Genomic DNA, 25195 nt, shown 5'->3' on the forward strand with positions numbered 1-25195 from the left:
TACAGCCCTACTCAACTGTGCGGAGGTGAGACGACGAAATCGAATTCTAAGGAATTACCGATTTCTGTCCCACTCTCTTCTTATTTTGTAAAATCGATCCGTTTAGAAAGTTGATTGATCACAATCGCTCCAAAAATCAAGGATGCGAATTCACCCAATCCCATAGTCAACCAGTTATAGAAGAATGGTTGGCCTTGAAGGTAATAAAGTTCCAAGGCAATCGTAAACATGGAAATGGAAAAGAAAATCGCAAACAAGAAATGGTCCAATCGAATAAGACCGTCAAACAAGAACTTGTTTTTAAAACGACCAAATAAAATGAGTCCGAGTCCTAAGAAGACAAAGGTCGAACCTCCACCGACAAAGACATCGATCCATCCAAAACTAAATAAGTTAGCAATCATACAACCAAGAGTCACTCCAATCAAGTACTTCTTATTGTAGAAGGCTAAGAAATTCATCATCTCCGAAACACGGAATTGATAGCCATAGTAGGCCATCGCATTGAGAGGTGGGGTAATGGTCAATACGATATAAATCGCAGCAACAATGGCAATTTGTGCCATATCACGAGCAGTTAACTGTTTCATCTATTCTCCTTTAGCGGTTTTCCCGCGTGTAATATGCTTGGCGAAAGGATCTTAAGCACCAAGGGTTGAAGGTTTGATTTCTTCAACCTTTCAAGTATAGCATATTTTGAGGTTTTATGGTAGACTGAATTTATGAAAACACTCATTAAAAAATTTTTTGATAATGAAATTTTATCCTATCTCTTTTTTGGAGTTGCCACAACCATTGTTTCCGTCGGAACCCGCCTCTTCATCTATCATGTGTCTCGTGATGAACGATTAGCGACAGCGATTGGAAACATTGCCGGGATCCTCTTTGCCTTTGCGACCAACGATACCATTGTCTTTAAACAAGAAAGAAAGGGCTGGTTTCAGCGCTTGATCCGATTTGCGATTGCGCGCTCTGGAACCTTTATACTGGACATGGCCTTGACTGAGATTTTTGTCAAGCAGTTCCCAGGAATTATCGGTCAATTCGTCCACAACAACAAGAGCCAGATCAATCTAATCGAAACCCTCTTTGCACAAGTGGCCATTGTGGTCCTCAATTACGTCTTTAGTAAACTCTTTGTCTTTAAAAATAAAAACAAGGCTTGAAACGATTGTTTCAGCCTTATTCTTTTAAACTTCTATACTTACATGCTCTGCACTTAATTGATAGATCGTTCCTTCGACCCCAAAATAATCCTTGGCTAGGTCTTTCAATTCCTGCATAGCTGTTTGTGCCCGTTTGGCCTGCTCCTCATCAATGGCTTCAATCACCAAAATAGCATCCTTGGTATCTTCAGTTAGCATGGTTCTTTGAGCTTCTCGCCAATTCAAACAACGGCAAACGGCGCCTTCTTGGTCGTAGTAGATGATCTCCCCTTCCAAAGCTGGCGCATCTTCGTCAGCTCCTAATGGAAAGAAAGGTTCGCCTCCTTTCGCTTGACCTAGAGAGAGGCCACCCACCAATTTATCCATATCTTCTCCCCCACAAGGAAGGGAATAAGCCATCGACACGCTATTGTAAAGATCCACCAAAGGATTAATCGGATAGAATTCACGTCCCTGGTGAACCCGTTTTAAGAGGGCCTCGATGGAAGATCGGGCTCCTTTTTTTGTTTTGAACTTGCTAAAAGCTTGGCGCCACTCTTGAACAAACTCACTCTGGGTATAGTTTACTTCATCGATAAATTCCCATGCTCGCTTGGCACCCTTGTCCAATAATTCTTTGAAATAAGGATCCTTGGCTTCATCTACTGTATTATCAATGCCATACAAAGACATCACTGTAATTCTAGCTGTTGGAAATAAATCCCAAAATGCTTGATCGACTGTCACTTTCATTGCTTTACCTCACTATAATTTCTTTTTTGACCTTTTTTGACTAGCTCCCAATCCAAGGTGATATTCTCTCGAACTCGGATGAGATACTCCTCTAACTGTGCGACTTCTTCTTTGGAAAATCCTTTTAAGGCAGTTTTTTCAGAGTAAAGATGTTCCCCTAAAATGAAGGGGTAAATCTGCTTACCTTTTTCAGTTAATTCCCATTCCTTGATTTTAAGGTTTTCACCCCTTGGACGCTGCTGAATCAGTCCTCGTTCTTCTAATTTTTTTACAGACCTTGCAACGGTGGATCGATCTACTTTCAAGAGGTCAGATAGTTCTTCCTGAATCATTCCAGGTTGCTCGGCAATTCGCACCAAGTAGAGGTATTGACCACGCGCCAGATCCAAATCTCGAAATTCAATATTTGCTATAGAATCCAGTGCTCGCGCAATGATGCCAATCTCACGCAAAATACTCATCTCACTCCTCCTTTCCTATTGACAATAGCATAACACATTTTTATTGCAAATGCAATAAAAATAGGTAAGAAAAAAAGAGGCTGGGACAAAAGTCCTAACCTCTCAATTATTTTTGAATTGTCGAGCAAGACGCAGTGGTTGAGTGGGCTCTAATACGCTGATCCCATCAGCTTTTACAGCCCTACTCAACTGTGCGGAGGTGGGACTACGAAATCGAATTCTAACGAATTACCGATTTCTGTCCCACTCTCCCTTATTCCGTTTTTTCTTTTTTTATCAAGCGTAACCGACGCTTTAATTTTTGTGAAACTTCTCTATGCCGAAAGTCCACTTCTTCTGATTTTAACTTAGAGACAATTTCTCCACTGCGCGTTTGGAACTTGGCTTCTCTGGCAAATTGGATACTGGCGTTTAAAATACAACCAATAATCATGATTTTTGCCACCAAGATGAACCAAAACATGATGACCGCTAGGACGACCGAACCGAAGAAACGAGCATCTAAAAAATGACTCACATAACGATCCACATATTTCCAAAAGATATTCAAGATCGCATACAGGACAGCAACAACGAAGGTCGCTCCTGGAAGAACATATCTAAATTTTGGAATTTTGACATTTGGAAGGGTGTAATAGAGCAAGACCAGACTAACAAAAAGCAAGAGATAGATGGTCGGCTCTGTCAAATTCAGTAAGCGCACATAAATCGTCCGATCAAATGAAAAGGTCTGATAGAGATAACGAACGATCATTTTCCCAAACATGGAAAGGATCAGCGAGAGTCCAAACAAACCCTGCAAGGCAAAACTGATCAGAAAGCTAAAGAGTCGCCCCCAGATAATACCACGCTCCTTTTCCACCCCATAACTCTTGTTATAGGCTTTTTGGAGGTAGGCAATGCTCTGAGAGAAGATCCACAAAGCAGAAATAATCGAGAAACTCAGTAAGCCTGTCGAAGGTTTGGTCAAGACACTCGAAATCATCTGTGCCACTATTCGATATAAGGAGGCTGGCAAGACTTTTTGTAAGCTCAAAAGAATCTGGGTAGGACGAATATGAAAGTAAGGCAGAATATTGGCTGCAATCAGCATCAAAGGGAAAATGGAGATCAGCAAATAATAGGCAACTGCAATACTGGTGATATCAGACTCTGCACTCTGATAAAACCGCACGAAGCCCTTTATAAATGGCTGAGCCAGTACTTTTTGTAGGACCTTTTTCATTCGTCACCTCCCCATTTTTACTAAAAAAGAGCAAAGAGCGAAACCAGACACGTGCCTTCAGCTCCATTCTTTCCTCTCAATCTTTTAGTAAGTTCCTTCTTCACCTTGACTAGTTAGGATCACTGGACCATCTTTTGTAATCACAAATTGATGCTCGTATTGACAAGAAAGGCCACCGTCGAGGGTCTTGTGGGCCCAACCAGTTTCCATATCAGTATCAATCTCCCAAGTACCGGTATTGATCATTGGCTCAATCGTCAAGACCATCCCTTCACGCAAACGAAGACCGCGTCCAGCACGACCGTAATGCGGTACCATTGGTTCTTCATGCATGGTAGGGCCGACACCGTGGCCGACCAAGTCACGCACCACGCCATAGCCTTTGCTTTCTGCATACTCTTGAATCGCTGCGCCAATATCTCCCAAGCGATTGCCTACGACTGCTTTCTCAATTCCTTTGTAAAGACATTCTTTAGTCACGTCCATCAAATCTTTGACTTCTTGCGAAACATTTCCAACCGCATAAGCCCAGCAAGAGTCCGCCAAGCCACCAGTATAGGACTCCGTGTATTTCTTCACTTGGGCTACATTATCAAAATCTAATTTTGAAACATCCAAAACAGATTTATCGAGTGGTTCTGACAAGACCATGTCTACCTTGAGGAGATCCCCATCTTTGAGAATGACGTGACGTGGAAAAGCATGGGCTACTTCGTCATTCAAACCACAGCAAGTCGCATAAGGATAGTCCATGAGACTGCCTTCTACTCCGATTTGAAGTGGCAAGACATTGGCTTCTTTACAGCGACGACGGACATATTCTTCTACTTCCCATAGGTCAAGCCCTGGCTTGATCAAGTCACGTAATCCAATATGAATGCTGGCAAGGAAATCTCCTGCACGATCCATGGCTTCAATTTCACGTTGTGATTTTAATGTAATCATTGTCTCCTCATTTCTTTTTGTTTAATTAATCTTAATTGTAATGGTTGCTTTCGCAACTAGCTGCAGATCTAAATACAAGCTAAAATCAACCAAGGCCGAACGTCTGGTTCGTCGAACTAGTTGTGGTTCAATGCGGATCACATCATCCACCTGCACAGCCTGTAAAAAATTGATGATCAACTGTTCGACAATCAAGCTACGCCCACTGTGTTGCATCATCTTGCGAATAATCTTCATCAGCACTTCGATCATGACCCCATTGGCCAAAACACCGCTTTTCTCCAGCATACTTGGCTCCACTGTGAATTGGTAATGGTCGTTCTCTGTCTGAATCTTTTGACCGATCTGCTCACTAAAGGTTGGTAAGCTCGAAAACTGCACCTTGCTAATCCGATCCATGACATCCCGACGCGTAATAACCCCCAGCAAGGTCTGGTTATTACGAACAACAGGAATCATTTCATAATCTTCAGCGATCATCCGTTGGCTAATCGTCGCAATGCTGGTGGACAAATTAGTGGTAAAAATGGTCCGTGACATCACCTTATCAAGGGTCGTCTGAGGCGCCTTATCTCCAGCATCTCTCATGGTTACGACGCCCACTACCATCTGGTGCTGATTGACAACCGGAAAACGACTAAAACGATTCTTTCGAACCAAATCTAAATAATCCCGGACCGTATCCGTCTCAGAAAGATAGCCGTACTCATGGAAGGGCCGATAGACCTGCTCGACTGTCAAGATATCCGTCTTGATCTGCATATTAGACAAGGCCTTATTGATCATAGTCGCGACGGTATAGGTATCGTGTGAAGTTCGTATGACTGGGATTTTTACCTGATTAGCCAGATCAATCACATCCTCACTGACCTCAAAGCCACCTGTCACTAAGACCGCATTGTCATGCTTAAGAGCCAATCGTTGGATGCTAGTACGGTCTCCCACGATCAAAAGGCCTCCTTCAGACACATAGTCTAGGACGTGCTTCTCCGTCATAGCACCGATGTAAAATTTATTAAATTCTTTTTCGAGACCTTCCTCACCTGCTAATATTTCAGAGCCAGTGATTTCTAAAATTTCCCGATAGGTCAAATGCTCTAGTACAGCTTTTTGCGATTTGACACGAATGGTCCCACTTCTAGGACGCGTTTCTACAATTCCTTGATTTTCAGCTTCTTTAATGGCACGGTAAGCTGTCCCATCACTGACATTCAAAAAATTGGAAATACTGCGGACACTGACCCGTTTTCCAATCGGTAATTTTTCGAGATAGTCTAAAATCTCTTGGTGTTTACTCATAGAAGTCCCCTCTACCTAGGCGGAAATCATAATAATCGCGCATTTTACGCGTATAGCGGTCACTCCCTTTGAATTGACGAAAGAGACGAAAGCCAGCCTTTAAAGCGACCTTTTGACTCCCGGCATTTTCAACATGGGTGACAATCTTAAGCTCCTTCAGTTGAAATTTCTCAAACGATAGATAAACCAACTCTTTGACCGCTTCTGTCATCAGACCCTTTCCCCAAAAATCTTTGCGTAAAAAGTAGCCTAACTCAGCCTCTCCCTTAATCTCATCCAACTTTTCAAACTTGATGGAGCCAATCATCTGATTGGTTTCCTTATCACAGATCGCCCAAACCCCCAAAGGATTTTTCATGAAATAGTTGGCTAGTACATATTGAGTTTCAGCAAGATCGGCTTGTGCAGGAAAGATAAATTGTAGGTTATCAGGATTCGAAGCAATCTTATAAAAATCTTCCGCATCCTCAAAGAGAAAAGGTCGTAAATACAACCTTTGTGTTTCAATTAGTGAATAGGCAGCTAAGTGCGTCCAAATATTCATTTCAAACTCCATTGTTCGTGTATCCAGCCGCCACTATCAGATCCCTAGTTCTGTCACTATTCCTCTACCAACTGGATGTCTGCTCCAAGTTGGGTCAATTTATGAATAATATCTGAATACCCGCGAAGGATGTATTCCACATTTGTAATTTCTGTTGTTCCAGAAGCCATGAGACCGGCGATCACTAAAGCCGCACCAGCTCGGAGATCCGTTGCTTTCACACTGGATCCTGTCAATTGATTTGGCCCTTCATAGATAATGTGGTCGTTCAAGGTCGAAATGGTGGCCCCCATTTTGGCCAATTCCGGTACATGGTTGACCCGTTTTTCATAAATTGTATCAACAATGCGCCCACGTCCTGCAGCCGTTAAGAGCAAAGGTGTGATCGGTTGTTGCAAATCAGTCGCAAAACCAGGATAAGGAGACGTTTTGATCTGGATCGCCTTCAAGCCTGTTTGCTTTTCTACAAAGATGCTATCTTCAGAAATGGTCATGCGCACACCCATTTCCTCTAACTTAGCAATATAGCTCTCTAAATGCTCATACAGGACATTATTGATCTGAATACCTTCCCCAATAGCAGCTGCAAGGGCAATATAGGTTCCAGCTTCGATGCGATCTGGAATCACCTGATGTCTCGTTCCATGCAATTGTGGAACACCATCAATGATAATAATATCTGTTCCTGCTCCACGAATATGAGCTCCCATGTTGTTGAGCAAGGTCACCACATCGATAATCTCAGGTTCCCGAGCCGCATTTTCGATCACTGTCCGACCTTCAGCCTTGACTGCTGCTAAAATCGTATTGATCGTTGCACCAACACTAACAGTATCCATGTAGATGTTAGCTCCTTGAAGAGGCTTGCCATCAGTCGCAAGTTTCATACTAGAGCCATCCATGGTCATAGCGGCTCCCATCGCTTCAAAGGCCTTCAAATGCAAATCGATCGGACGTGGGCCAAGATCACACCCACCAGGTAGTCCAACAGTTGCTTGACCATAGCGTCCTAGTAAACTGCCATAGAAATAATAGGAAGCTCGCAGACTGTTGATCTTTCCAAATGGCATGGGCATATTCTTCACCCCACGAGGATCAATGATCAAACTGTCTTCTTTGCGCTCGATCTTAGCCCCCATGATGGTCATGATTTCAATCAGGCTCGCCACGTCGGAGATATCCGGTACCCCATCAAGGGTCACAATATCATCCGCCAGAATGGTCGCCGGAATCAAGGCTACTACACTATTTTTTGCACCACTAATGGTCACCTCTCCTTTTAGAGGGCGACCACCATTTATTACAATTTTTTTCATCTTAATAATTTATTAGCTCTTTCAAGTCTTTTTCCTTTTACTATCGTTTTTTGTAACGGAAATAAAAGGGACAACGTATTCAAAATACTGCATCTATTATACCACAGATCGACCTATTTTTCCATCTGTAGGAATTTTCAAAACGAAAAAAAGCTAGGATCAACTTGACCCTAACTTTTCCATTTCAACGAATTATTTTACAGCTTCTTTCAAGGCTTCTACCTTGTCCAAACGTTCCCATGGAAGGTCGATATCCGTCCGTCCCATATGGCCGTATGCTGCTGTTTGACGGTAGATTGGACGTTTCAAATCCAGCATTTGGATAATCCCTGCAGGACGAAGATCAAAGAGCTCACGTGCTGCTTTTTCAAGCTTACTTTCAGCGACTGTTCCAGTACCAAAGGTATCAATCCGAACAGAGACAGGTTGAGCAACCCCAATGGCATAAGCCAATTGCACTTCTGCTTTCTTAGCAAGACCAGCTGCAACGATGTTTTTGGCAATATAGCGAGCTGCATAAGAAGCCGAACGGTCTACCTTAGTGGCATCCTTACCAGAGAAGGCACCACCACCGTGACGTGAATAACCACCATAAGTATCCACGATGATCTTACGACCTGTCAAACCGGAGTCCCCTTGAGGCCCACCGATAACAAAGCGACCAGTTGGATTGATGAAGAATTTGGTCTCCTCATCTAGATAAGAAGCTGGAATCACTTCCTTGATGACCTTGTTAATTACATCTTCATGGATTTGTTCATTGCTGACCTCTGGATCATGTTGGGTTGAAATAACAACTGTATCCACGCGCACTGGCTGGTCATTCTCATCATACTCAACAGTTACTTGTGATTTGGCATCTGGACGAAGATAGCTGATTTCCCCAGACTTACGAAGTTCTGCCAAACGACGAACCAATTTGTGGCTGAGTGAAATTGGCAATGGCATGAGTTCTTCTGTTTCATCCACCGCAAAACCAAACATAAGACCTTGATCTCCTGCTCCGATCAAATCAAGTGGATCTTGATCTGCATTCCCACGAACTTCCAAGGCTTCATTAACCCCTTGGGCAATATCAGGAGATTGTTCCACCAAAGATGGGTGTACTCCTACCGTCTCAGCAGAGAATCCATATTCCGTATTAGTATACCCAATCTCTGCAATGGTATCACGAACCACACGGTTAATATCCACATAAGCAGTCGTTGAAATCTCACCAAAGACATGCACGGAACCAGTATAAACAGCTGTTTCGGCAGCTACGTGAGCTTCTGGATCTTGCTCTAAAATAGCATCTAAAATAGCATCTGAAATTTGGTCTGCAATCTTATCTGGATGCCCCTCAGATACTGATTCAGACGTGAAAAGTTTACGTTCTGACATAAAAATGTCCCCCCTTAAAAAATATTGTTATAGAGTTACAAAGTACTGATAGATAGACTATCACCTTATCGGGACCATATAACACTTCATTATAACACATTACATATGATATGGAAAATGATTTTTCAAAAAGCCCATTAAATCAGCTTTTTCGTTCTATGCACTACCCAGTTAAACTGACTTAAACAGTCCTCAAAGTTCCTAAAAAGTTCACAAAAAATACCCCGTAGGGTATCTATCAATTGACGAGTTCAGCAGGCAAGATCTAGCACCCTCACACGGTGCTTTTTTTATCTTCAAAAATGGTAGGCGTCCGTGTACCAATGGGTGATCGATGACCTACCACCTACTTAAATGATAACAGTTCTTTAAAAATTTTCAACCCTATCTACTTTAATCAGTCTCCATTTTTAAACAACACAGTTCCAATCAATACCAGCACTCCTACCACAAGCGGTGGTATATGATTAATCACCCAATCCGGATCACCCGCAGCAATAAATGAAAAAACATAAATAGCTGCTGCTATATAAAGAGTTGTTTTATTGCCCTTTGCTTTTCCATTCCACAAGAGGATAGTCGCTATAAAAAAGCAAATAATATGGACACCCAAGAAATACAAAAAAGCAATAGCCCATGCTCCTAATGCAAAGACAGCTAATAAAAGTAAAACTAGATAAACAATGGCTAAAAACAGAGCAATAGAAAGTATTACAGAATTTCCAACTCTCTTCTCTGGCTTCATTTCATTGTTAGGAAGAAGACTTTCATCTGAAACAAATTCCTCTTTTTCTTTATCTACTTCAGGATTTTTCTGTTGATCTGTCATAACTCTCACCTAAGCTTTATATTATTTTTCATGCTCTCTTTAAGACTATTATACAAAATTTCACTACTACTTCCACCATATTCATACGTTTCATTCATGATACTTTTAAAATAGACTGGAAGCCTTCATTAAATAAAATCAGCCTCTGCAATAGCTCTTTTCACTTCTTCAATTGGTAAATTGACCAATTCTACTTCTTTTTCACGGTAAAGATACTCGGCATATTCATCAATTCGATACTGATGAATGTATACCACTCTCTTGCAACCGACTTGAAGCAATTGCTTGGTACAATTGAGACAAGGAAAATGCGTCACATAAGCTGTAAACCCTTTTGGAATTCCCCGTTCAGCTCCTTGTAAAATCGCATTGACTTCCGCATGAATCGTCCGGACACAGTGTCCCTCGACCATGAGACAGCCATCCTCTAAACAGTGATCTGTCCCAGAAACGGATCCATTATAACCTGTTGCAATGACCTTATTATCCTTAACCAGAACAGCCCCAACCTTAGCTCGATTACAAGTCGCTCGATTCGAAATCAGTAAGGCCTGTGCTGCAAAATATTCATCCCATGCTAGTCGATTATGTGTCACCTTTAGGTCCTCCATCTAATATGATTTCTCCTATAATTGATTTCATTATAGCATGAAATCAGCAAGAAAAAAAGACTGAGGAAAACTCCTCAGCCTTATAAAATTATTTACCAAGTTTTGCTTTAGCTGCATCTGCAAGAGCTGTGAAAGCTGCTGCATCGTTAACAGCCAAATCAGCAAGCATTTTACGGTTCACTTCGATCTCAGCCAATTTCAAACCATGCATCAATTGTGAGTATGAAAGTCCGTTCAAACGAGCTGCCGCATTGATACGTGTGATCCACAATTTACGGAAATCACGTTTCTTTTGACGACGGTCACGGTATGCATAGTAGTAAGAGTTCATTACTTGTTCTTTTGCAGTACGGAACAAGATATGTTTAGCTCCATAGTAACCTTTAGCTAATTTAAGAATACGTTTACGACGTTTGCGTGATACAACGCCACCTTTAACACGTGCCATTTATATTTCCTCCAATATTTCCTAGAATTCTTTACTTACGAATACGCGATTATTTCAAGCGAGTAAGCATTGCTTTGATACGTTTGAAATCTCCTGCATGCACCATAGATGCTTTACGAAGATGACGACGTTGTTTCTTAGTTTTTCCGTGGAAACGGTGAGAAGTGTAAGCACGGAAACGTTTAAGTCCACCAGAACCTGTACGTTTGAAACGTTTAGCTGATGCGCGGTGTGTTTTTTGTTTTGGCATGATATTTTCTCCTTTTTTTAACTTTCTGACAGATTATTTCTTGTCAGTTGCTGGCGCCAATTGCATGAACATTTGACGTCCATCCATCTTAGCTCGTTGTTCGATGATCGCCACATCTTGTGTTGCTTCAGCGAAGTCGGCTAAAACTTTAGCACCAATCTCTTTGTGGGTAATCATACGACCCTTAAAGCGAATGGATACCTTCACTTTATTTCCTTTTTCAAGGAATTTGCGAGCATTGCGAAGTTTTGTATCGAAATCACCCTTATCAATCACTGGGCTCAAACGAACTTCTTTCACGGTCACAACGCTTTGTTTTTTGCGTTGTTCTTTTTGCTTCTTCTGGTACTCAAATTTGAACTTACCGTAGTCCATAATTTTCGCAACAGGAGGTTTAGCTTGAGGTTGAATGAGAACCAAGTCAACATTAGCGTCGTCCGCAAGTGCTTGCGCTTCGCTAAGTGGTTTGATACCCAATTGCTCACCTTCAAGACCGATTAAGCGAACTTCACGTACACGAATTTCATCATTGATGAATAAGTCTTGCTTTGCTATGGTTTTCACCTCTTTTTTATTATTCGAGAAAAACAAAGAACGGACCTACAAAACAGGCCCGAACTACATGATGTATTTCATTACTGAAACTTGATCCGTAGGGGCCAGGCAACTTGCGTCACAAGGCGAGAAGTTCTCACTTCTGCTTTTCTCAACTTTTATATGATATCAAGTTTTTTATTCTTTGTCAAGAAGTTTTTTTGCTTTTTCTTCAATAAAGGCCACAACTTCTGCAATGCCAACACCCGTTGTGTCAAAATGAATGGCATCTGCTGCAGGTTTCAAAGGAGACACAGCACGGTGGCTGTCCTTATAGTCCCGCTCAGCGATTTCTTTTTTTAACAATTCAAGATCCGCTGTGATGCCCTTTTCAACATTTTCCTTGAAGCGACGTTCTGCCCGCTCCTCAACAGAAGCGACCAAAAAGATCTTCAACTCTGCATGTGGCAAGACAACAGTCCCAATATCGCGACCGTCCATGACGATTCCACCCTTCTCTGCAATCTCTTGCTGAAGAGCCACCAACTTTTCACGGATAGGCGCAAGCGCTGCGACCCACGAAACATTATTGGTCACTTGGTTATCACGAATTGGATGGGTAATATCCACGTCTGCTACAAAGACAAGCTGCTCTCCTTCTTCCGAACGACCAAAACTAATTGGATATTGATCTAAAAGGGCTAACAAGTCATCTACCTGTTCGGCTGTCAGATTATTTTGCAAAGCTAGGTAAGTCGCTGCACGATACATAGCCCCCGTATCTAGATACGTATAGTCTAGATCCTTGGCAATGATCTTTGCAACCGTGGATTTTCCACTAGAAGCCGGTCCATCAATGGCAATTTGAATTTGTTTCATGCTGTCCTCAACTCCTACTGAATCTTAACGACATCACCAGGATTCGCATACCATGATCCTGTAGACATATGAGAAGGATTTAACTGTTCCAATTGGGCAATGGAAATACCCGCACGCGCAGCAATCGCCGCTTCCCCTTCACCTGCTTGAACAGTGATCGTACCTTCTTTAGAGTTCTCATCTTTTGAACCATCGTCTTTAGCCGCTTGGTCAGTTTGTGCTGCAGGAGCCGATGTTTTCTGTTCAACCTTAGTCTCACCATTGTAGAAACCAGACATTTGTTTTGATTTATTGCTGCCACCTGTTGAAAGGAAAATCAACAAGCAGACCATCGCCACTACTACTACAAAGAAAATAATGGCTAAAATCGTCAATAGACGATCTGCCTTCATTCCGTTTAACTTACTCGTTCTTTTCAATGTTTCTTCTCCATCATCGTAAATATCTTCTTCCCATGGTTCTTTTTCCATGACTTCCTCCTTGTTTTTTCTCGTAAAAATCATTACAATAGAAGTATGAAAGTTACGTTAATTCCAGATCGTTGCATCGCTTGCGGTCTCTGTCAGACCTATTCTGAATTATTTGATTACCATGACAATGGCATCGTTAAATTTGCTGCTGAAGAGGACGACCTCCTTGAAAAGGAAGTTCCTGTCACAAACGATGTTCTCGAGGCTATTAAAGAATGCCCCACTCGTGCTCTCTTAAAAGATTAAGAGGGCTTTTTATTTGTTTGCATAATACATCTCGTAGTAATCCACATGGATGAAATTGTCCGTCAGGATTACTTCTCCCTTAAAATAAGGATTTAAGGCAAGTGCATTGATAAAGTATTTTTTCGGCCATTTACGCATACAGAATGTTCGACTGCGCGATCCATCATTAAATATGAGCTTGATCGATTTCTTATTTACTTCGACCTTTTCGATCGTGTCAATCTTTACCTTGATTGGAGTAAAAGGATTAGCTGTAATAATCCGCAAGATCCCATCCTCATAGATCGTGAAGTAACGATGGACCCCAATCGCAAGCAAGACCATAAATAAAAAGAACGAAAACAAAACTAGCGTTGGCACACTAGAGCTCTCATACATCAAGGCCAGTCCAATAAAGACTGGAATCACTGCAATGGACCAATAAGTCACAAGAATAGATAAGTCCGGTTGCCAATGATAATGGACCTTTCCAAATATCTTAATCATGAGCGTACCCCCATCTAATAGTTTAGCATAAAAAACAAAAAAAAGGGAGCCAGACAGCCAAAATCACAAAGATTTTTACCTGCTTGCTCTCCTTTTAATTGGATTTATCAGTTGGAACTTTAAAGAAGTCTTTAGAAAGGTAACCTTTCCCACTAATCAAGTCGTATTCAACCATTTTTAAATCCTCTGCAATTTCTTGTGCTTCTCCTTCTAAGGCCTTTTTATCGACACTTGCTTTTTTCAATACTTCTGTCAATAAAGCATAGTAAGGCGAAACTTTTGAATTAGTCTGTTCAAAGACCATAGCAGAGAAATCACTTGAATTGACCAAAGGATAATTCAATTTCGGTGCATCAAAATTACTCCAAATGAAGTAGTCTGTCTGATACTGACTCTCCGGATTATTCTTAAAGGCGGACTCAGGATAAAGACCTGGCAAATGATCCCCATAAAATACCACTGTAATCTTCTTATCTATTTTAGAAAGACTTTCCAGGAAGGATTGGGTGGCGGTGTCGGTAAAGGTTAAAAGACGTGAATAATTCGTTAACTTGGTATTTTCATCATCTGAAAAACCATTGCCTGTTGCTGTTAAGTCTGAAGGTTCTCCTGCTATAAATGGGGAGTGATTTTGAATCGTAATGACAGAAAAGAATTGATTCTTTTTAGCATCCATCTCTTTTAATACTGCCTTATACGTAGATTCATCGCTTATATGTACTTCCTGATAACCTAAATCATAATTCTTTTTATCATCAATGCTTATAAATTTATTGAATTTCAATCTATTGTAAATCACATTTCTAGAATAATTAATTGGAGATTCGAAATGAATAACTTCTTTATTATTAAATGAATCACTAACTGAAATTAGTCTTCTCATTTTAGGAGCAACCTCTGAGTATAATACAGAAACTGTCGGATTAATATTATAAAAAGGTAACCCTGTCAATGTTTGAAACTCCATATTTGCGGTTCCACCACCATAACCATCTGATTGCATTAATCCACTTGTAACTTTTGTCTTAATTTCTTGAATTTTTGGTATAGGATTTCTAGATAAATTTACCCCTTCAATTCTTGATGGGTCAGCAAAACTCTCACTTAAAACATAAACAATCGTTTGATTATCAATTAACTCATTTCTATTTTTATTGATTTCTAAAGCTACTTGATCATATTTCTTCTCAATTTCTTTGATTTTTTCTTTACTATATCCCTTCGGTTCTATAATTGGATCTGTTGTTATTTGATTCAACCATACATATGACAACGATCGATATCTAGCGTTTATGGAATTTCCTAACCATTTTGTATCTTGGAAATTATTTAACAAGGTAATAATCGGAACGTCATCAATAATTTTTCCATTATCTTTTCTTTTAAAAATAGAATAAACATTAATGGACAATAAGAGCATAAGTCCTAATAAAACAAATCTTAAGATCGTTGCACGAATAATTCTACCTGGATAAATATATCTCCGTCCTATTATATAGATAAACGTAAAAATGACTAAGGAAATACTCACAGTCATTAAAACCGAAGCATCTACAAAACTAAATAAAACAGAAGGTTGAAATACCCAGACCAAATCACTTGGCAAAATTGGTTCCGCACGCATACTAAATTTTATAGCATTAGCAACAATAAACAGAACCCCACCAAATAAAATCAATATTGTCGTAAATAAATATCTATTAAAGATAATATATAGAAAAATAAACAGATAAGATAAACACAATATCTGAAATATTACACCTCCAGGAAATATTGAGTATCCAACCAAAGGTTCCCCATGGCCTAGACCCAATTGAATTCCTGTATTAAATAATATTGCAAGACTAATACTTGTAAATGCAGCTAGCGAAAAACCAGACCTATTTTTTACTACATCAACTTGTCCTTTTACAAAAAGTAAGCCAACTAAAGTCAGGAAAAAACTTAAGAGTAGCAAATGAAATTCTAAAATCCAAAATTGGCTCAAGGAGTACTTTCCTGCTCCTAATTTCTCAAAATTTCCAGATACATACCATGATGTACGATACAAAAAAGAAAGAATTTTAGAATCAGTAAAAATGAACGAACAAACTACGCTAGAATGCAAGACATATTCGAACATTTTCCCAATAGGTTCTAATTTTTTTCTATTCGCTTTATTATCATATGATTTTTTGATCTGACCCAAAACATAAGAAATCACTAACAATGACAAAATAAATACTAGAGAATTAAATTGCCAAAAATTGTTTTTTTCAAAATGATCAATCTTATAACTAGGATTATTAATATTAAGCGAAACATCAATCGAGTATGATAGTATTAAATAGATTACGTATGAAACTAAAATTTTAAGGAAAAAAATCCATTTTAAAGCGTATTGTGAAATTAGTAAAACTAGAATTAAGAAGGCAATTCCAAACCAAATTCCAAACTGATTAACTAAGAATAATACAGATCCTGTTGATTTGATCTCTTTAGAAATCAAATTTTGTGTTAAGAAAGTATTGCTTATAAAAAATAAAAGAAAGAGAGCTATACAGTACTTTTGTGTTCTTGTTATTTTATTATAAATTTTAAAAAGAAAATCTCTTAAATCTAATTTCCTCTTTCTCTTCATTTTTTATCCTTCCTATAAATTTTTTATCCCTGCAATTGAGTGTATATTCCGATACTAATTGTTAAAATATTTAAATACACTAACATATATTGCAAACTACATTCAAAATTCGAATCTTCATTTTGAATTGTCATATCTAAAAAACCAAATAATTTTCTAAACCATGATCCACAAAAAAGTGGCAAAAACATCAGAATAAAATAATAATAACGACCTTGTACACCACCTACAGTAATATCACCTTTGTGGTATACCCTAGGATCTCCTGAAATAGCAATTACTATTAATGAGGCAATACCTGCAAGTAAAAGAAGACAGTAATATTTAAAAAATGTTGGCATTTCAATTTTATTTTTTAATGCAATGACAAACATAGCAAAAAAGAAAGTAACTATCGAAATTGCAATTAAAAACGGAGACGATTCTGAAACATATTTCAATGGTTCAGAAACAAAATCATGAATAATACCGTATGGCGCTAAAAGTAAAGTTCTAATTAATGGTAATGGATGTGTTACAAAATATAATAGTCCTGGTCCTTTGCCTGACAAAGCATTGTCTGAAGCAAACAATTTAATGATTCCAACGTATGTAAAGGAAATGAATAAATTTAAACCAAACAGGATTGAACTGAATTTTCTTACTGATTTATCCTGATAATACTTATTTGGCAATATTGAAAATAGACTTCCAATTAATACAAACGGAAATTTTGCAAATGAAAATAGTAATGTAGAGCATTGAAATACAAAAGCATATTTTCTATCAATTTTACGTTCACCTGATAGAATATTTGTCAATATAGCAAGACTAATTAAAGTTGCTCCAAAATATAAATAATCATAATGATAACCTGCTATAATGTACAATACTGCAGGGAATGTAGAAAATAAATATATCGCTTCTCTATAAACTTTGCTGATTTTTAATGCAATAAATACTAGAATGGCATATGCTATGACTTCGAAGATTCTTCCCAAATAATAGGAAACAAACACTTTTTTAGAGATTAATCTACCTATATTCCATCCAATTGCACTAGGAATAAAGGCTGGATTATCAAATCCAACTCTTACTCCTTTAATTTTACTTTCCTTATGCTCAACATTGAACCAATAATTTTTATCTTTTTTACTAGGATTTCTTAGTGCATCATATTTAAAAACTGAATTATAATCTTCCAATTTCTCATTAGAATATTTAAAAATAGGACTATCCGAAATACTGATTACGTTTGGTAAATGAGACTCTTCATCTAATCCATATTGGACTGGTTTCACTACTGAAATTACACTACCGAAAATAATTATCAGAAAAAAAGCATTAATTGGCAATTTCTTTTTATCTTTTGGATCAAAAAGAATAAAATAAATTACAATACTAATAATTAATAGTATAATTTTAAGATTGATAGTAAACTGAAATAAACTAGCCAAAAACACCCTTGAAAATAATACTAAAAATATAGCGATTAAAATATTCCTAATTTTAGTCTTATCAATAACTCCCATATAATTTACTCTACTTTCTTTTTATCATTCTTTTTAGTATATATTTCACAGCTCTTGCAGGACCAATTACGATATACTTCAAAGCTCCTTTGATCCCCCCAATTTGATTAAAGTCCACGAAGGTATGGGGTTGAAGATCCTCACGATTGTTCAATTGCTTATTATCAATAAATGGTGTCAGAACATGTGGGTTTTGGGAGATCCTAAAGTCATACTTTTGATCCCAAGCAATATATATCAACAAACGTTCAATCGCATGCAATATCGAATTTTGAGGTAGAGGTTCAGCTGGAACATCTGCCGCTGTCAAATTCAAATCAAAGAGTGGTTTCAAAGCATCGTATTTAAACCAAACAAAGGTCCCATAACTCATGACAAAGGTATTGAGATTTTTGAAGTCAATCGTCTTGGTCGCTCCCATCCGTTCCCAGACCTTGTTCATCTCTGGTGAAATGAGGGCTTCATTCCAGGCAACCACTATTCGATTGTATCGGAAGAAGGTTGGAATATCTGCGATGGTGATTCCAACTTTTGGATTGGCCTCCATATTGGCAAGGATTTGATCTGCCGGTTTGACCAACATCTCGATCAATTCTTTCCGCCAAGATTCACCAGCCCAGAAATCTGCTTCCTTGGATTTCTTAGTATGGAAATGGCCAACATAATCGTATTTTGAGAGTTGCTCTTTTAAGACCAGCATTGGCAATACATCCCGTCCAATGTTTCCAGTCACCACAACCGTCGCATCTTGTGCCCGATTAGAAAGAATTTTCTCAATATCCTGCTTCTTCTCTTCTACATCTGTCGTGATCCATAAGTCATAAGCGAAATGAAAGGCTTGAAAAGCATCTAGAAATTCTTCCAAGAGGTCCACATAAAAGACATGAAGATGAACTGCAACTTTTTTACCGAACTCTCCAGCTAATTCCTGATTTTTCAAGTACTTACGAGACAAGAGATAAGGATAGTCCGGACGATCAATCATAGACATGTGGTTGAGAATCAAGTCTAATGGGTAGTTCGATACACGCTCCAACTCGTCGAAAATATAAGGCATAATTCCTTCATTGTTTGCAATGGTTTTGACTTTGATGAAAGGAACCTTATGATTGAGAATCGCTGTAGGATTGTAGTAAGAAAAGTCCGGATAGAGCATCCCTGTGGTGTCTTCATGAATGGTATCAAAGACCGTCTTATAGCGAAAACCAGCATCCAAGAAATTCGTTGTGACCTTGGTTTCATAGTTATCAATCACATCTTGAACATTGGTGAAGTCTTGAACACCCTGCCAAAATTCATGGAAAGTACTTGATTCAATAACCTGTTTTTTAAAGCTAAGATAATAACTCTGAATATGCTCGTTAAAATCCTTGTCTTTCCGGTAATTGGTCATTCCCCAGAAATCCACTTCATTATCCTGTTCGAACTGCTGATAAATTGGTTCTAGATCCCAAAGAGGTCCAAAGCAGGTATCATTCATGAGGGTAACCGAATCAAAATGAGCCAGTTGGTCAAAGCCAACTGTCTTCATTCCATCCCGCCATGCCGCAAAGTCAAAGCCACTATTTTGGCGCTCTAGAATATCGTCTACCAGATGCTGTGCTACTAAATTAGACTTCACATCTTCTGGTAGCTGACTATTAGAGATAAAGACCACCCGTGAATACAAGGGACGAATGTTTTCTAATTGGTAAAGTACATGTCCACTAATAAAATTAAACTTATTGTAGTGAACATATAAAAGTAAACGTTGCATATTATTTCCTTATTCTAAAGAATTTCAAGATCTTTGTTGGAATCGTCCAACGGCGAGAATGGATGACTGTATTATATGCTTCTTTCGTAGCTTGTAACTCTGCCTTAAGATTTTTCAAACTATTTTGACAATCTAACATTTCGGCAGCAAAAACTTTTCCAATATAATCCGGTGCAGAGGGATTATCTATAGAAATTATTTTATAGCTCAGTTGATACACACCTTCTTCTTCAACTTCATAAATCAATTGAGGATCTGGTTCACTAAAAAGAAACAAATTATCTGTAACGATACCATTACTATAAACTGGCCAGCAAACCTTTCCGTTAGAATCTCTCAATTCAACATCAGAGTAATAACTTGGACTTTCAGACAGATCAACTCGGATAACAGAAGTTCCCTTCGGAATTTCGATTGCTAGACTATCTTCTTTTTGAAGAAGTTTGGTCATGGTACGATCTTCCGAATAAGTATTTTCTTCGTCACCAAAATAAATTGTAACAGACTCCATTCCGATGTGTGAAAGAGAATCCATTGGTTTGGAAAGACGAATCTCATAAGTATTATTACGATCTAAAAGGATCTTCGTCATCTCTTTATAATCGGCATTTGGATATTTATCAAGATACTCAAGTTGTGTTTTCAACAACTTATGAAATCGTCGTTCTAATTTTTTAAAATCAGTAGGACGAGAATCCGATCCTTGATTAATGGTATAAGCAACTGTCGCTTCATCCAGATAGGCTAAAGAAGTCCGTTGAAAGAGCTCCAATTGGAGGTTGAAAGTATCATCTGATGTCGTTAAGTCTAACTCTTGATTGACTTCTACCATCAGATCTCTATCTACTAACCATGTAGAGGCCATGGTAAAGCCTCTTGTTGCCAGCATCTTTTCATAAGTATCTGCTAATGGGATCGTATGATTAGCAAAGCCAGCCTTAGAAACGAGAGTTCCTTTTTCATCATAAATATCAAAATCTGTATTGGACCATTTGCAATCAGGTTTACTTTCTAATAAGTCAACCTGTTTCTGAAGTTTTAAAGGGTCAACCCAAAAATCATCTCCGTCACAGCGAGCAATGTATTGCCCCCGTGCTTCCTTACAAATAGCTACCCAGGTTTTGGCGATTCCCTGATTCTCATTCTGATAAAAGCCACGGATCAGGTCAGGGTAGTTTGCTTGATAATCCTGAATGATGGAACGAGATCCATCACTTGAAGCATCATCCACCAAGATAATCTCATAAGCAAACTCTGTCTCTTGGGCTAAGAAGCTATCAATCGTCTTCTTTAGCCAGGGCTCTTTATTAAAAACCGTACAAATAATCGAAACAAAAGGCGTCGTTTCCATATCTCCCTCAGTCTAGTCAGTCATTGACCATGTTCCATTGCGTTGGATTAAGCCACTTGCCGCATCCATTGCTGATTTATCATCCAAAGCTATATCATCTCGATTGATAAAGATCAGTGGAGTTTGGGTAGCATCTGAAAAAGCCAACATCTGCCCTTCAGCATCCCTTACTGTCACTTCTAATTTCATTTTCAAGTCATTTACTGTTGGCAGTGAACAAGTATAATGAACCGTTTTATGTCCAGCTCCACTCATCAGTTGATTCATAGAATTATCATTGTAGATCCAAATGTTCCGATCAATATCCGTCAAAGACAGAGCGATATAGGTCTGGATATCTTCACGAACATCAAAATCAATCTGGAATTGAATAGGATCCTGAGGGCGTAATTTGTTCGAACTTAACAACTGAAGCTGAAAGTTTTCGACCAAGACATTTTCTTCCTGGTTTGAATTACCTGCTCCATTAGCTTCTCCTCCCTGTTGCAAAGGAGCTGTATTATCAAAACTGTACTGATTGGCAACATTTTCTGGACTCCCTAAAGCCTTCACCAAACCATTTTCAATCAAAACAGCCTTGTTACAATATTTCTTAACGGCTCCCATATCATGGGTAACCAGAATCGTGGTTTTCCCTGATTTCTTGCGCTCTTGGAAGTAATCGTTACACTTGCGCTGGAAGGCCTCATCTCCTACTGCGAGAACCTCATCCAAAATCAAGATATCGCCTTGGGCCTTAATGGCAACCGAAAAGGCTAGACGAACCTGCATGCCTGATGAGTAGTTCTTGAGCTTTTGGTTCATGAATTCATGCAACTCAGCAAAGTCTACGATATCATCATACATGGCATCAATTTCAGCTGTTGAAAAGCCAAGCATAGCCCCGTTCATATAGACATTTTCACGACCTGTCAGTTCTGGGTTAAAGCCTACTCCAAGCTCGATAAAGGACACCAGTTTCCCATCGATAGTGACAGTACCTTTTTCCGGTACATAGATTTCAGAAATAATTTTTAAGAGGGTTGATTTCCCAGAACCATTTCTTCCGAGGATCCCGAAAAAGTCTCCTTTTTCTACTTCAAATGAAATATCCTTGAGAACGTGCTGTTCTTTATAGCCTTTGATTCCTTTGAAGCGATTGACCAGAGCAGTTCGAAGACTATTGGTTGCTTCTGTTGGCAACTTAAAGTACTTGCTGACATGGTCTACTTTTACTGCAATTTGTTTATCTGTCATTAGAGAATCTCCGCAAATTTCTTAGCATGTTTGTTAAAGTAAGCAAAGCCAGCGACAAAAATAAGAATTGGTAAAACATAAGGAATCAAAACCAAGAACTTATTTTCCACCAAAAGCCAGACAGGGGTGTTGGCCTTATCAATCAAGAAATAACGCATGTCTTGAATAATTTGAGCCAAAGGATTCATCATGACCAACTTAGCAGCCCATGGATTGCGGTCTGCAATAAAGGTAATCGGATAGATAATTGGCGTCGCATACAAGCCGGCTTGCAGGAGTACTTCCCATACTTGACCTAAGTCACGGAAACGAACAAAGAATGTCGCTAAGATCAGTGCGCATCCTGTCGCCATCAAGAATAACTCAAAGAACAACGGAATGACCATCAAGGCTGTCCAAGAGAATGTCACCCCATTAAAGAATGAAAAAATCAAGACCACTACAAGGTTAATGACAAAGTTGATGGCTGCTCCTGAAATCGCAGACAAGACAATGATATGTTTGGAGAAATTCAACTTCCGCAACAGGTCGCCTCGACTAACGATCGACACCATCCCCATAGATGTTGCTTCTGAGAAGAAGCCCCAGATTACATTGGCCAACAAGAGGGCAACTGGGAAATGAGGCACATCTCCACCCAAACGTAAGAATCGGATGAAGACAATATACATGATCGTAAAGGTCATCAGGGGCTTTAAAATGGACCAAAGATAACCGATCGCCGATCCTTGGTAGCGTAATTTAAAGTCTGTTTTGATTAATTCTCGTAATAAAATTCGATTTTTCTGACTAAAAACGTCAAACATTATTTTTTACCTCGATATGCAAACTTTGTCAGAATCAAGCTGGTAAACACAACCGTATGAAAAGCTCGGTTCTTCCGGTAACCGTACTTACGAATCCGTCTCAAACGTTCTTTTAGTGGAACATCCATAATGGTGACAAAGTTTTCAATAATTTCTTTAGTTTGGGAACTGACAGGCAGATCCAATAGATTTTTTGCTTGTTCTTGACTGGATTCAATGAGATTCCAATACTTAGCAAAAAGAATATGAGGGCGAACCCAGTTTTTGACCCGTTTTCTAAGGGTACGAGCCCCCAGAACATTGCTACTGTGCTGACGGTACAATTCTGTTGGCTGATCGATATAGATGAGCTTCCCAAAGGCAGTTGCCAACAAGGCCAAATACCAATCATGCATAAGGAGCGCATGTTTTTCTTGACCTGTCCATAACTCCGCCAGAGCGTGGTTAATCATGGCCACTCCGCCAGTTACCGTATTTTCTGTCAGCTCTTGAATCAGTTCTGTATTGGCATGATCAGACTGGGTGCGAATCATACTCTCATGCTGCACGTTCAAGTTTTCATCAACCACTTTTAGATCTGTGTAGACCAGCAAAGGCTCTTCTTGAGGATGCTTGGCCGCTTCTGCTACTTGAAGAGCAATTTTTTCAGGAAGCCAGACATCATCTTGGTCACTGAAGCAATAAAGATCAGCTTTTTCATATTTCAGAAGCGTATGGAAACTCTTGATAACGCCGAGATTTTCGATAGCACCTTGATTGATAAAGCGAATGCGCTCATCCTGGGCAACTAACTCTTGAATGATCTCTACCGTACCATCGGTTGACCCATCATCTCGGATCAAGAGTTGCCAGTCTGGATAAGTCTGGTCTTGGATACTTTTGACCTGCTCTTTTAGATACTGTTCACCATTATAGGTGGACAACAAGATATTTACTTTCATGATAAGAATAATTCCTCGTACTCACCTACAATTTTTTCCCAGGTAAAGTTTTGCTTCATATTGGCCTTGGCTCGTTGCCCCCATTCAGATACGTCTTCTAAAGGATCGACCTGGTTAATCAAATGCGCCAAATTTCCAGTTTCTTTAGTCCAATATTGAGCCGAATCTTTTGCAACCGTTTGGTTAAAGGAGACCCCTAAAACTAAATTGAGATCCGTCTGAGCAAGAGCCTCTAGGAGACCAGGATTGGTTCCGCCCACTTCATGACCATGGATATAGGCAAAGGCTTCTTTACGGATATACTTCAACAGGTCTTGATCATAGACCGTTCCTACAAACTTAACACGAGGATCCTGATCAAATCCAGTTCGAACTCGGAGCTCCTCAAAATAGGGATTGCCTTCTTGGTTACAAATAATCACCAAATCCCGTTTGGTGGAAGAGGCCATAAATTCACGAATGGCAGTCTCATAATTATTTTCTGGGACAAAGCGGCCCAAAATTAGGTAATAGTTTTTCTCTTGAGTCTGCCACTTGTGATAGAATTCTCGGACCTTATTATCCTGACTATTTAGGCTGGTCGGAGATAGGTCCGTCCCATAAGCAATATAGGTCGTCTTGGACCAAGGATAGGCTTCCTTGATATAAGACTCAATACCTGGGTTGTCTGAAATTACCAAGTCCGCATGGCGCGTCATGATCTTTTCAGAATACTTGAGATAGGCTTGGATCGGTTTAGCCCACTTGGCCCGCTTCCACTCCAGTCCATCTGGATTGATATAAAATCTTCCGCCTATCTTATGAATCTTACGCGCAAAGGGCGCCACAAAGGCTCCGATTGTATTTCCTAAGACATAAAAAATCGGCTGTTCAATTCCTTGTTTCTTAATAAGCTTCAAGGCATAGTTGATGGCCATCATATCATAGGCGATGACACGCGCAGGCCCAAGCTTAGGGGCTTTAATGGTAAAACAATCCACACCCTTGTAGTCAAAATGTTGATAAGCTTGATCATTAGAAAGGCAGGCAACATGGTATTGAATATCTGGAGACACTTGATGCGAAACCAATTGATCCACAAAAGTCTCAAAACCGCCATATTGAGCCGGAAGCCCACGACTTCCGATAATAAAAACATGTTGCATAGAGT

27 protein-coding genes, 1 riboswitch and 1 other annotated feature are annotated in these 25195 nt (G+C 39.4%); of the genes, 2 read left to right on the forward strand and 25 right to left on the reverse strand.

Going from position 1 to position 25195, the window contains the following annotated elements:
- Positions 1-80: 80 nt before the first annotated feature.
- Positions 81-590 (reverse strand): QueT transporter family protein, encoded by a 510-nt coding sequence (locus ADG03_RS05890; protein WP_049471983.1) that lies wholly within the window; start codon positions 588-590, stop codon positions 81-83.
- Positions 588-694, reverse strand: a riboswitch (PreQ1 riboswitch). It overlaps the preceding gene by 3 nt.
- Before the next feature lie 28 nt (positions 695-722).
- On the opposite strand from ADG03_RS05890, the gene ADG03_RS05895 reads away from it, so the two are divergent.
- Positions 723-1166: a GtrA family protein gene (locus tag ADG03_RS05895; protein ID WP_021153029.1), complete on the forward strand. Its 444-nt coding sequence runs from the start codon at positions 723-725 to the stop codon at positions 1164-1166.
- Between the two features lie 24 nt (positions 1167-1190).
- Here the strand turns inward: ADG03_RS05895 and ADG03_RS05900 are convergent, their stop codons facing one another.
- From ADG03_RS05900 to ADG03_RS05970, 15 genes are all read right to left on the reverse strand, one after another.
- Positions 1191-1898 carry a B3/B4 domain-containing protein gene (locus tag ADG03_RS05900; protein ID WP_049471984.1) on the reverse strand — a complete coding sequence of 236 codons (708 nt, stop codon included), beginning with the start codon at positions 1896-1898 and terminating at the stop codon, positions 1191-1193.
- The gene (locus ADG03_RS05905) at positions 1895-2359 is read right to left on the reverse strand and encodes a MarR family winged helix-turn-helix transcriptional regulator (protein WP_049471985.1); all 465 of its coding nucleotides are present in this window, start codon (positions 2357-2359) and stop codon (positions 1895-1897) included. The genes ADG03_RS05900 and ADG03_RS05905 overlap by 4 nt, the downstream gene beginning before the upstream one ends.
- 253 nt (positions 2360-2612) lie before the next feature.
- Positions 2613-3584 (reverse strand): YihY/virulence factor BrkB family protein, encoded by a 972-nt coding sequence (locus ADG03_RS05910; RefSeq protein ID WP_049471986.1) that lies wholly within the window; start codon positions 3582-3584, stop codon positions 2613-2615.
- An 84-nt stretch (positions 3585-3668) separates the two neighbouring features.
- Positions 3669-4529 (reverse strand): methionyl aminopeptidase, encoded by an 861-nt coding sequence (locus tag ADG03_RS05915; protein WP_003015764.1) that lies wholly within the window; start codon positions 4527-4529, stop codon positions 3669-3671.
- 21 nt (positions 4530-4550) lie between these two features.
- The gene (spxR, locus tag ADG03_RS05920) at positions 4551-5828 is read right to left on the reverse strand and encodes a CBS-HotDog domain-containing transcription factor SpxR (protein WP_049471987.1); all 1278 of its coding nucleotides are present in this window, start codon (positions 5826-5828) and stop codon (positions 4551-4553) included.
- Positions 5821-6372, reverse strand: coding sequence for a GNAT family N-acetyltransferase (locus tag ADG03_RS05925; protein ID WP_003003737.1), 552 nt, complete (start codon positions 6370-6372; stop codon positions 5821-5823). The genes spxR and ADG03_RS05925 overlap by 8 nt, the downstream gene beginning before the upstream one ends.
- A 56-nt stretch (positions 6373-6428) precedes the next feature.
- Positions 6429-7688, reverse strand: coding sequence for a UDP-N-acetylglucosamine 1-carboxyvinyltransferase (locus ADG03_RS05930; RefSeq protein ID WP_049471988.1), 1260 nt, complete (start codon positions 7686-7688; stop codon positions 6429-6431).
- Between the two features lie 192 nt (positions 7689-7880).
- Positions 7881-9071 carry a methionine adenosyltransferase gene (metK, locus tag ADG03_RS05935; RefSeq protein ID WP_049471989.1) on the reverse strand — a complete coding sequence of 397 codons (1191 nt, stop codon included), beginning with the start codon at positions 9069-9071 and terminating at the stop codon, positions 7881-7883.
- A gap of 397 nt (positions 9072-9468) precedes the next feature.
- Positions 9469-9900 carry a hypothetical protein gene (locus ADG03_RS05940; RefSeq protein WP_049471990.1) on the reverse strand — a complete coding sequence of 144 codons (432 nt, stop codon included), beginning with the start codon at positions 9898-9900 and terminating at the stop codon, positions 9469-9471.
- A 128-nt stretch (positions 9901-10028) separates the two neighbouring features.
- Complete coding sequence (locus ADG03_RS05945) at positions 10029-10496, reverse strand: deoxycytidylate deaminase (RefSeq protein WP_049490930.1); 468 nt, start codon at positions 10494-10496, stop codon at positions 10029-10031.
- Positions 10497-10599: 103 nt separating this feature from the next.
- A complete protein-coding gene (rplT, locus tag ADG03_RS05950; protein WP_000124830.1) occupies positions 10600-10959 on the reverse strand; it encodes a 50S ribosomal protein L20 in 360 nt (119 codons plus the stop codon).
- Positions 10960-11008: 49 nt separating this feature from the next.
- Positions 11009-11209, reverse strand: a complete 201-nt coding sequence (gene rpmI / locus ADG03_RS05955; protein WP_003003453.1) for a 50S ribosomal protein L35 — start codon at positions 11207-11209, stop codon at positions 11009-11011.
- A gap of 33 nt (positions 11210-11242) precedes the next feature.
- Positions 11243-11773, reverse strand: coding sequence for a translation initiation factor IF-3 (infC, locus tag ADG03_RS05960; RefSeq protein WP_003003721.1), 531 nt, complete (start codon positions 11771-11773; stop codon positions 11243-11245).
- 16 nt (positions 11774-11789) lie between these two features.
- Positions 11790-11918: a sequence feature (ribosomal protein L20 leader region), on the reverse strand.
- 23 nt (positions 11919-11941) lie between these two features.
- Positions 11942-12622: a (d)CMP kinase gene (gene cmk, locus ADG03_RS05965; RefSeq protein WP_049471991.1), complete on the reverse strand. Its 681-nt coding sequence runs from the start codon at positions 12620-12622 to the stop codon at positions 11942-11944.
- A gap of 14 nt (positions 12623-12636) precedes the next feature.
- Positions 12637-13092 (reverse strand): SAG1386/EF1546 family surface-associated protein, encoded by a 456-nt coding sequence (locus ADG03_RS05970; protein WP_049471992.1) that lies wholly within the window; start codon positions 13090-13092, stop codon positions 12637-12639.
- Positions 13093-13137: 45 nt separating this feature from the next.
- Here ADG03_RS05970 and ADG03_RS05975 point away from each other — a divergent pair, with 45 nt between their 5' ends.
- The gene (locus ADG03_RS05975) at positions 13138-13338 is read left to right on the forward strand and encodes a ferredoxin (RefSeq protein WP_003003472.1); all 201 of its coding nucleotides are present in this window, start codon (positions 13138-13140) and stop codon (positions 13336-13338) included.
- Positions 13339-13347: 9 nt separating this feature from the next.
- On the opposite strand, the gene ADG03_RS05980 is transcribed toward ADG03_RS05975, so the two are convergent.
- The 9 genes from ADG03_RS05980 to cps2T form a co-directional block, all read right to left on the reverse strand.
- A complete protein-coding gene (locus ADG03_RS05980; protein WP_049471993.1) occupies positions 13348-13824 on the reverse strand; it encodes an EbsA family protein in 477 nt (158 codons plus the stop codon).
- Positions 13825-13918: 94 nt separating this feature from the next.
- Positions 13919-16444, reverse strand: a complete 2526-nt coding sequence (locus ADG03_RS05985) for an LTA synthase family protein (RefSeq protein ID WP_049471994.1) — start codon at positions 16442-16444, stop codon at positions 13919-13921.
- 23 nt (positions 16445-16467) lie between these two features.
- Positions 16468-17955 carry a DUF2142 domain-containing protein gene (locus ADG03_RS05990; protein WP_049471995.1) on the reverse strand — a complete coding sequence of 496 codons (1488 nt, stop codon included), beginning with the start codon at positions 17953-17955 and terminating at the stop codon, positions 16468-16470.
- A gap of 10 nt (positions 17956-17965) precedes the next feature.
- Entirely contained in the window at positions 17966-19711 is a 1746-nt protein-coding gene (locus ADG03_RS05995; protein WP_049471996.1) for a rhamnan synthesis F family protein, read from the reverse strand.
- 1 nt (position 19712) lies between these two features.
- On the reverse strand, positions 19713-21062 hold the full coding sequence (locus ADG03_RS06000; RefSeq protein ID WP_049471997.1) for a glycosyltransferase: 1350 nt from the start codon (positions 21060-21062) through the stop codon (positions 19713-19715).
- 12 nt (positions 21063-21074) lie between these two features.
- The gene (locus tag ADG03_RS06005; RefSeq protein ID WP_049471998.1) at positions 21075-22298 is read right to left on the reverse strand and encodes an ABC transporter ATP-binding protein; all 1224 of its coding nucleotides are present in this window, start codon (positions 22296-22298) and stop codon (positions 21075-21077) included.
- Positions 22298-23104, reverse strand: coding sequence for an ABC transporter permease (locus ADG03_RS06010; RefSeq protein ID WP_003003247.1), 807 nt, complete (start codon positions 23102-23104; stop codon positions 22298-22300). Before ADG03_RS06010 ends, ADG03_RS06005 begins: the two co-directional genes overlap by 1 nt.
- Complete coding sequence (locus ADG03_RS06015; protein ID WP_049471999.1) at positions 23104-24045, reverse strand: glycosyltransferase family 2 protein; 942 nt, start codon at positions 24043-24045, stop codon at positions 23104-23106. Before ADG03_RS06015 ends, ADG03_RS06010 begins: the two co-directional genes overlap by 1 nt.
- Positions 24042-25190 (reverse strand): beta 1-4 rhamnosyltransferase Cps2T, encoded by a 1149-nt coding sequence (cps2T, locus tag ADG03_RS06020; RefSeq protein WP_049472000.1) that lies wholly within the window; start codon positions 25188-25190, stop codon positions 24042-24044. The genes ADG03_RS06015 and cps2T overlap by 4 nt, the downstream gene beginning before the upstream one ends.
- Positions 25191-25195 lie beyond the last annotated feature (5 nt).

The sequence above is a fragment of the Streptococcus parasanguinis genome, from assembly GCF_001069785.1.
Lineage (GTDB): Bacteria > Bacillota > Bacilli > Lactobacillales > Streptococcaceae > Streptococcus > Streptococcus parasanguinis_T.

Excerpts from the sequence above, each read along its gene's own strand:
- metK (WP_049471989.1), bottom strand. The coding sequence starts at position 9,071 with ATGTCAGAACGTAAACTTTTCACGTCTGAATCAGTATCTGAGGGGCAT.
- ADG03_RS06005 (WP_049471998.1), bottom strand. The coding sequence starts at position 22,298 with ATGACAGATAAACAAATTGCAGTAAAAGTAGACCATGTCAGCAAGTAC.
- rplT (WP_000124830.1), bottom strand. The coding sequence starts at position 10,959 with ATGGCACGTGTTAAAGGTGGCGTTGTATCACGCAAACGTCGTAAACGT.
- ADG03_RS05895 (WP_021153029.1), top strand. The coding sequence starts at position 723 with ATGAAAACACTCATTAAAAAATTTTTTGATAATGAAATTTTATCCTAT.
- ADG03_RS05975 (WP_003003472.1), top strand. The coding sequence starts at position 13,138 with ATGAAAGTTACGTTAATTCCAGATCGTTGCATCGCTTGCGGTCTCTGT.
- ADG03_RS06010 (WP_003003247.1), bottom strand. The coding sequence starts at position 23,104 with ATGTTTGACGTTTTTAGTCAGAAAAATCGAATTTTATTACGAGAATTA.
- ADG03_RS05980 (WP_049471993.1), bottom strand. The coding sequence starts at position 13,824 with ATGATTAAGATATTTGGAAAGGTCCATTATCATTGGCAACCGGACTTA.
- ADG03_RS05890 (WP_049471983.1), bottom strand. The coding sequence starts at position 590 with ATGAAACAGTTAACTGCTCGTGATATGGCACAAATTGCCATTGTTGCT.
- ADG03_RS06000 (WP_049471997.1), bottom strand. The coding sequence starts at position 21,062 with ATGGAAACGACGCCTTTTGTTTCGATTATTTGTACGGTTTTTAATAAA.
- ADG03_RS05970 (WP_049471992.1), bottom strand. The coding sequence starts at position 13,092 with ATGGAAAAAGAACCATGGGAAGAAGATATTTACGATGATGGAGAAGAA.
- rpmI (WP_003003453.1), bottom strand. The coding sequence starts at position 11,209 with ATGCCAAAACAAAAAACACACCGCGCATCAGCTAAACGTTTCAAACGT.
- ADG03_RS05925 (WP_003003737.1), bottom strand. The coding sequence starts at position 6,372 with ATGAATATTTGGACGCACTTAGCTGCCTATTCACTAATTGAAACACAA.
- ADG03_RS05910 (WP_049471986.1), bottom strand. The coding sequence starts at position 3,584 with ATGAAAAAGGTCCTACAAAAAGTACTGGCTCAGCCATTTATAAAGGGC.
- ADG03_RS05990 (WP_049471995.1), bottom strand. The coding sequence starts at position 17,955 with ATGGGAGTTATTGATAAGACTAAAATTAGGAATATTTTAATCGCTATA.
- cmk (WP_049471991.1), bottom strand. The coding sequence starts at position 12,622 with ATGAAACAAATTCAAATTGCCATTGATGGACCGGCTTCTAGTGGAAAA.
- ADG03_RS05930 (WP_049471988.1), bottom strand. The coding sequence starts at position 7,688 with ATGAAAAAAATTGTAATAAATGGTGGTCGCCCTCTAAAAGGAGAGGTG.
- ADG03_RS05900 (WP_049471984.1), bottom strand. The coding sequence starts at position 1,898 with ATGAAAGTGACAGTCGATCAAGCATTTTGGGATTTATTTCCAACAGCT.
- ADG03_RS05995 (WP_049471996.1), bottom strand. The coding sequence starts at position 19,711 with ATGCAACGTTTACTTTTATATGTTCACTACAATAAGTTTAATTTTATT.
- ADG03_RS05915 (WP_003015764.1), bottom strand. The coding sequence starts at position 4,529 with ATGATTACATTAAAATCACAACGTGAAATTGAAGCCATGGATCGTGCA.
- ADG03_RS05940 (WP_049471990.1), bottom strand. The coding sequence starts at position 9,900 with ATGACAGATCAACAGAAAAATCCTGAAGTAGATAAAGAAAAAGAGGAA.
- ADG03_RS05985 (WP_049471994.1), bottom strand. The coding sequence starts at position 16,444 with ATGAAGAGAAAGAGGAAATTAGATTTAAGAGATTTTCTTTTTAAAATT.
- cps2T (WP_049472000.1), bottom strand. The coding sequence starts at position 25,190 with ATGCAACATGTTTTTATTATCGGAAGTCGTGGGCTTCCGGCTCAATAT.
- ADG03_RS06015 (WP_049471999.1), bottom strand. The coding sequence starts at position 24,045 with ATGAAAGTAAATATCTTGTTGTCCACCTATAATGGTGAACAGTATCTA.
- ADG03_RS05905 (WP_049471985.1), bottom strand. The coding sequence starts at position 2,359 with ATGAGTATTTTGCGTGAGATTGGCATCATTGCGCGAGCACTGGATTCT.
- spxR (WP_049471987.1), bottom strand. The coding sequence starts at position 5,828 with ATGAGTAAACACCAAGAGATTTTAGACTATCTCGAAAAATTACCGATT.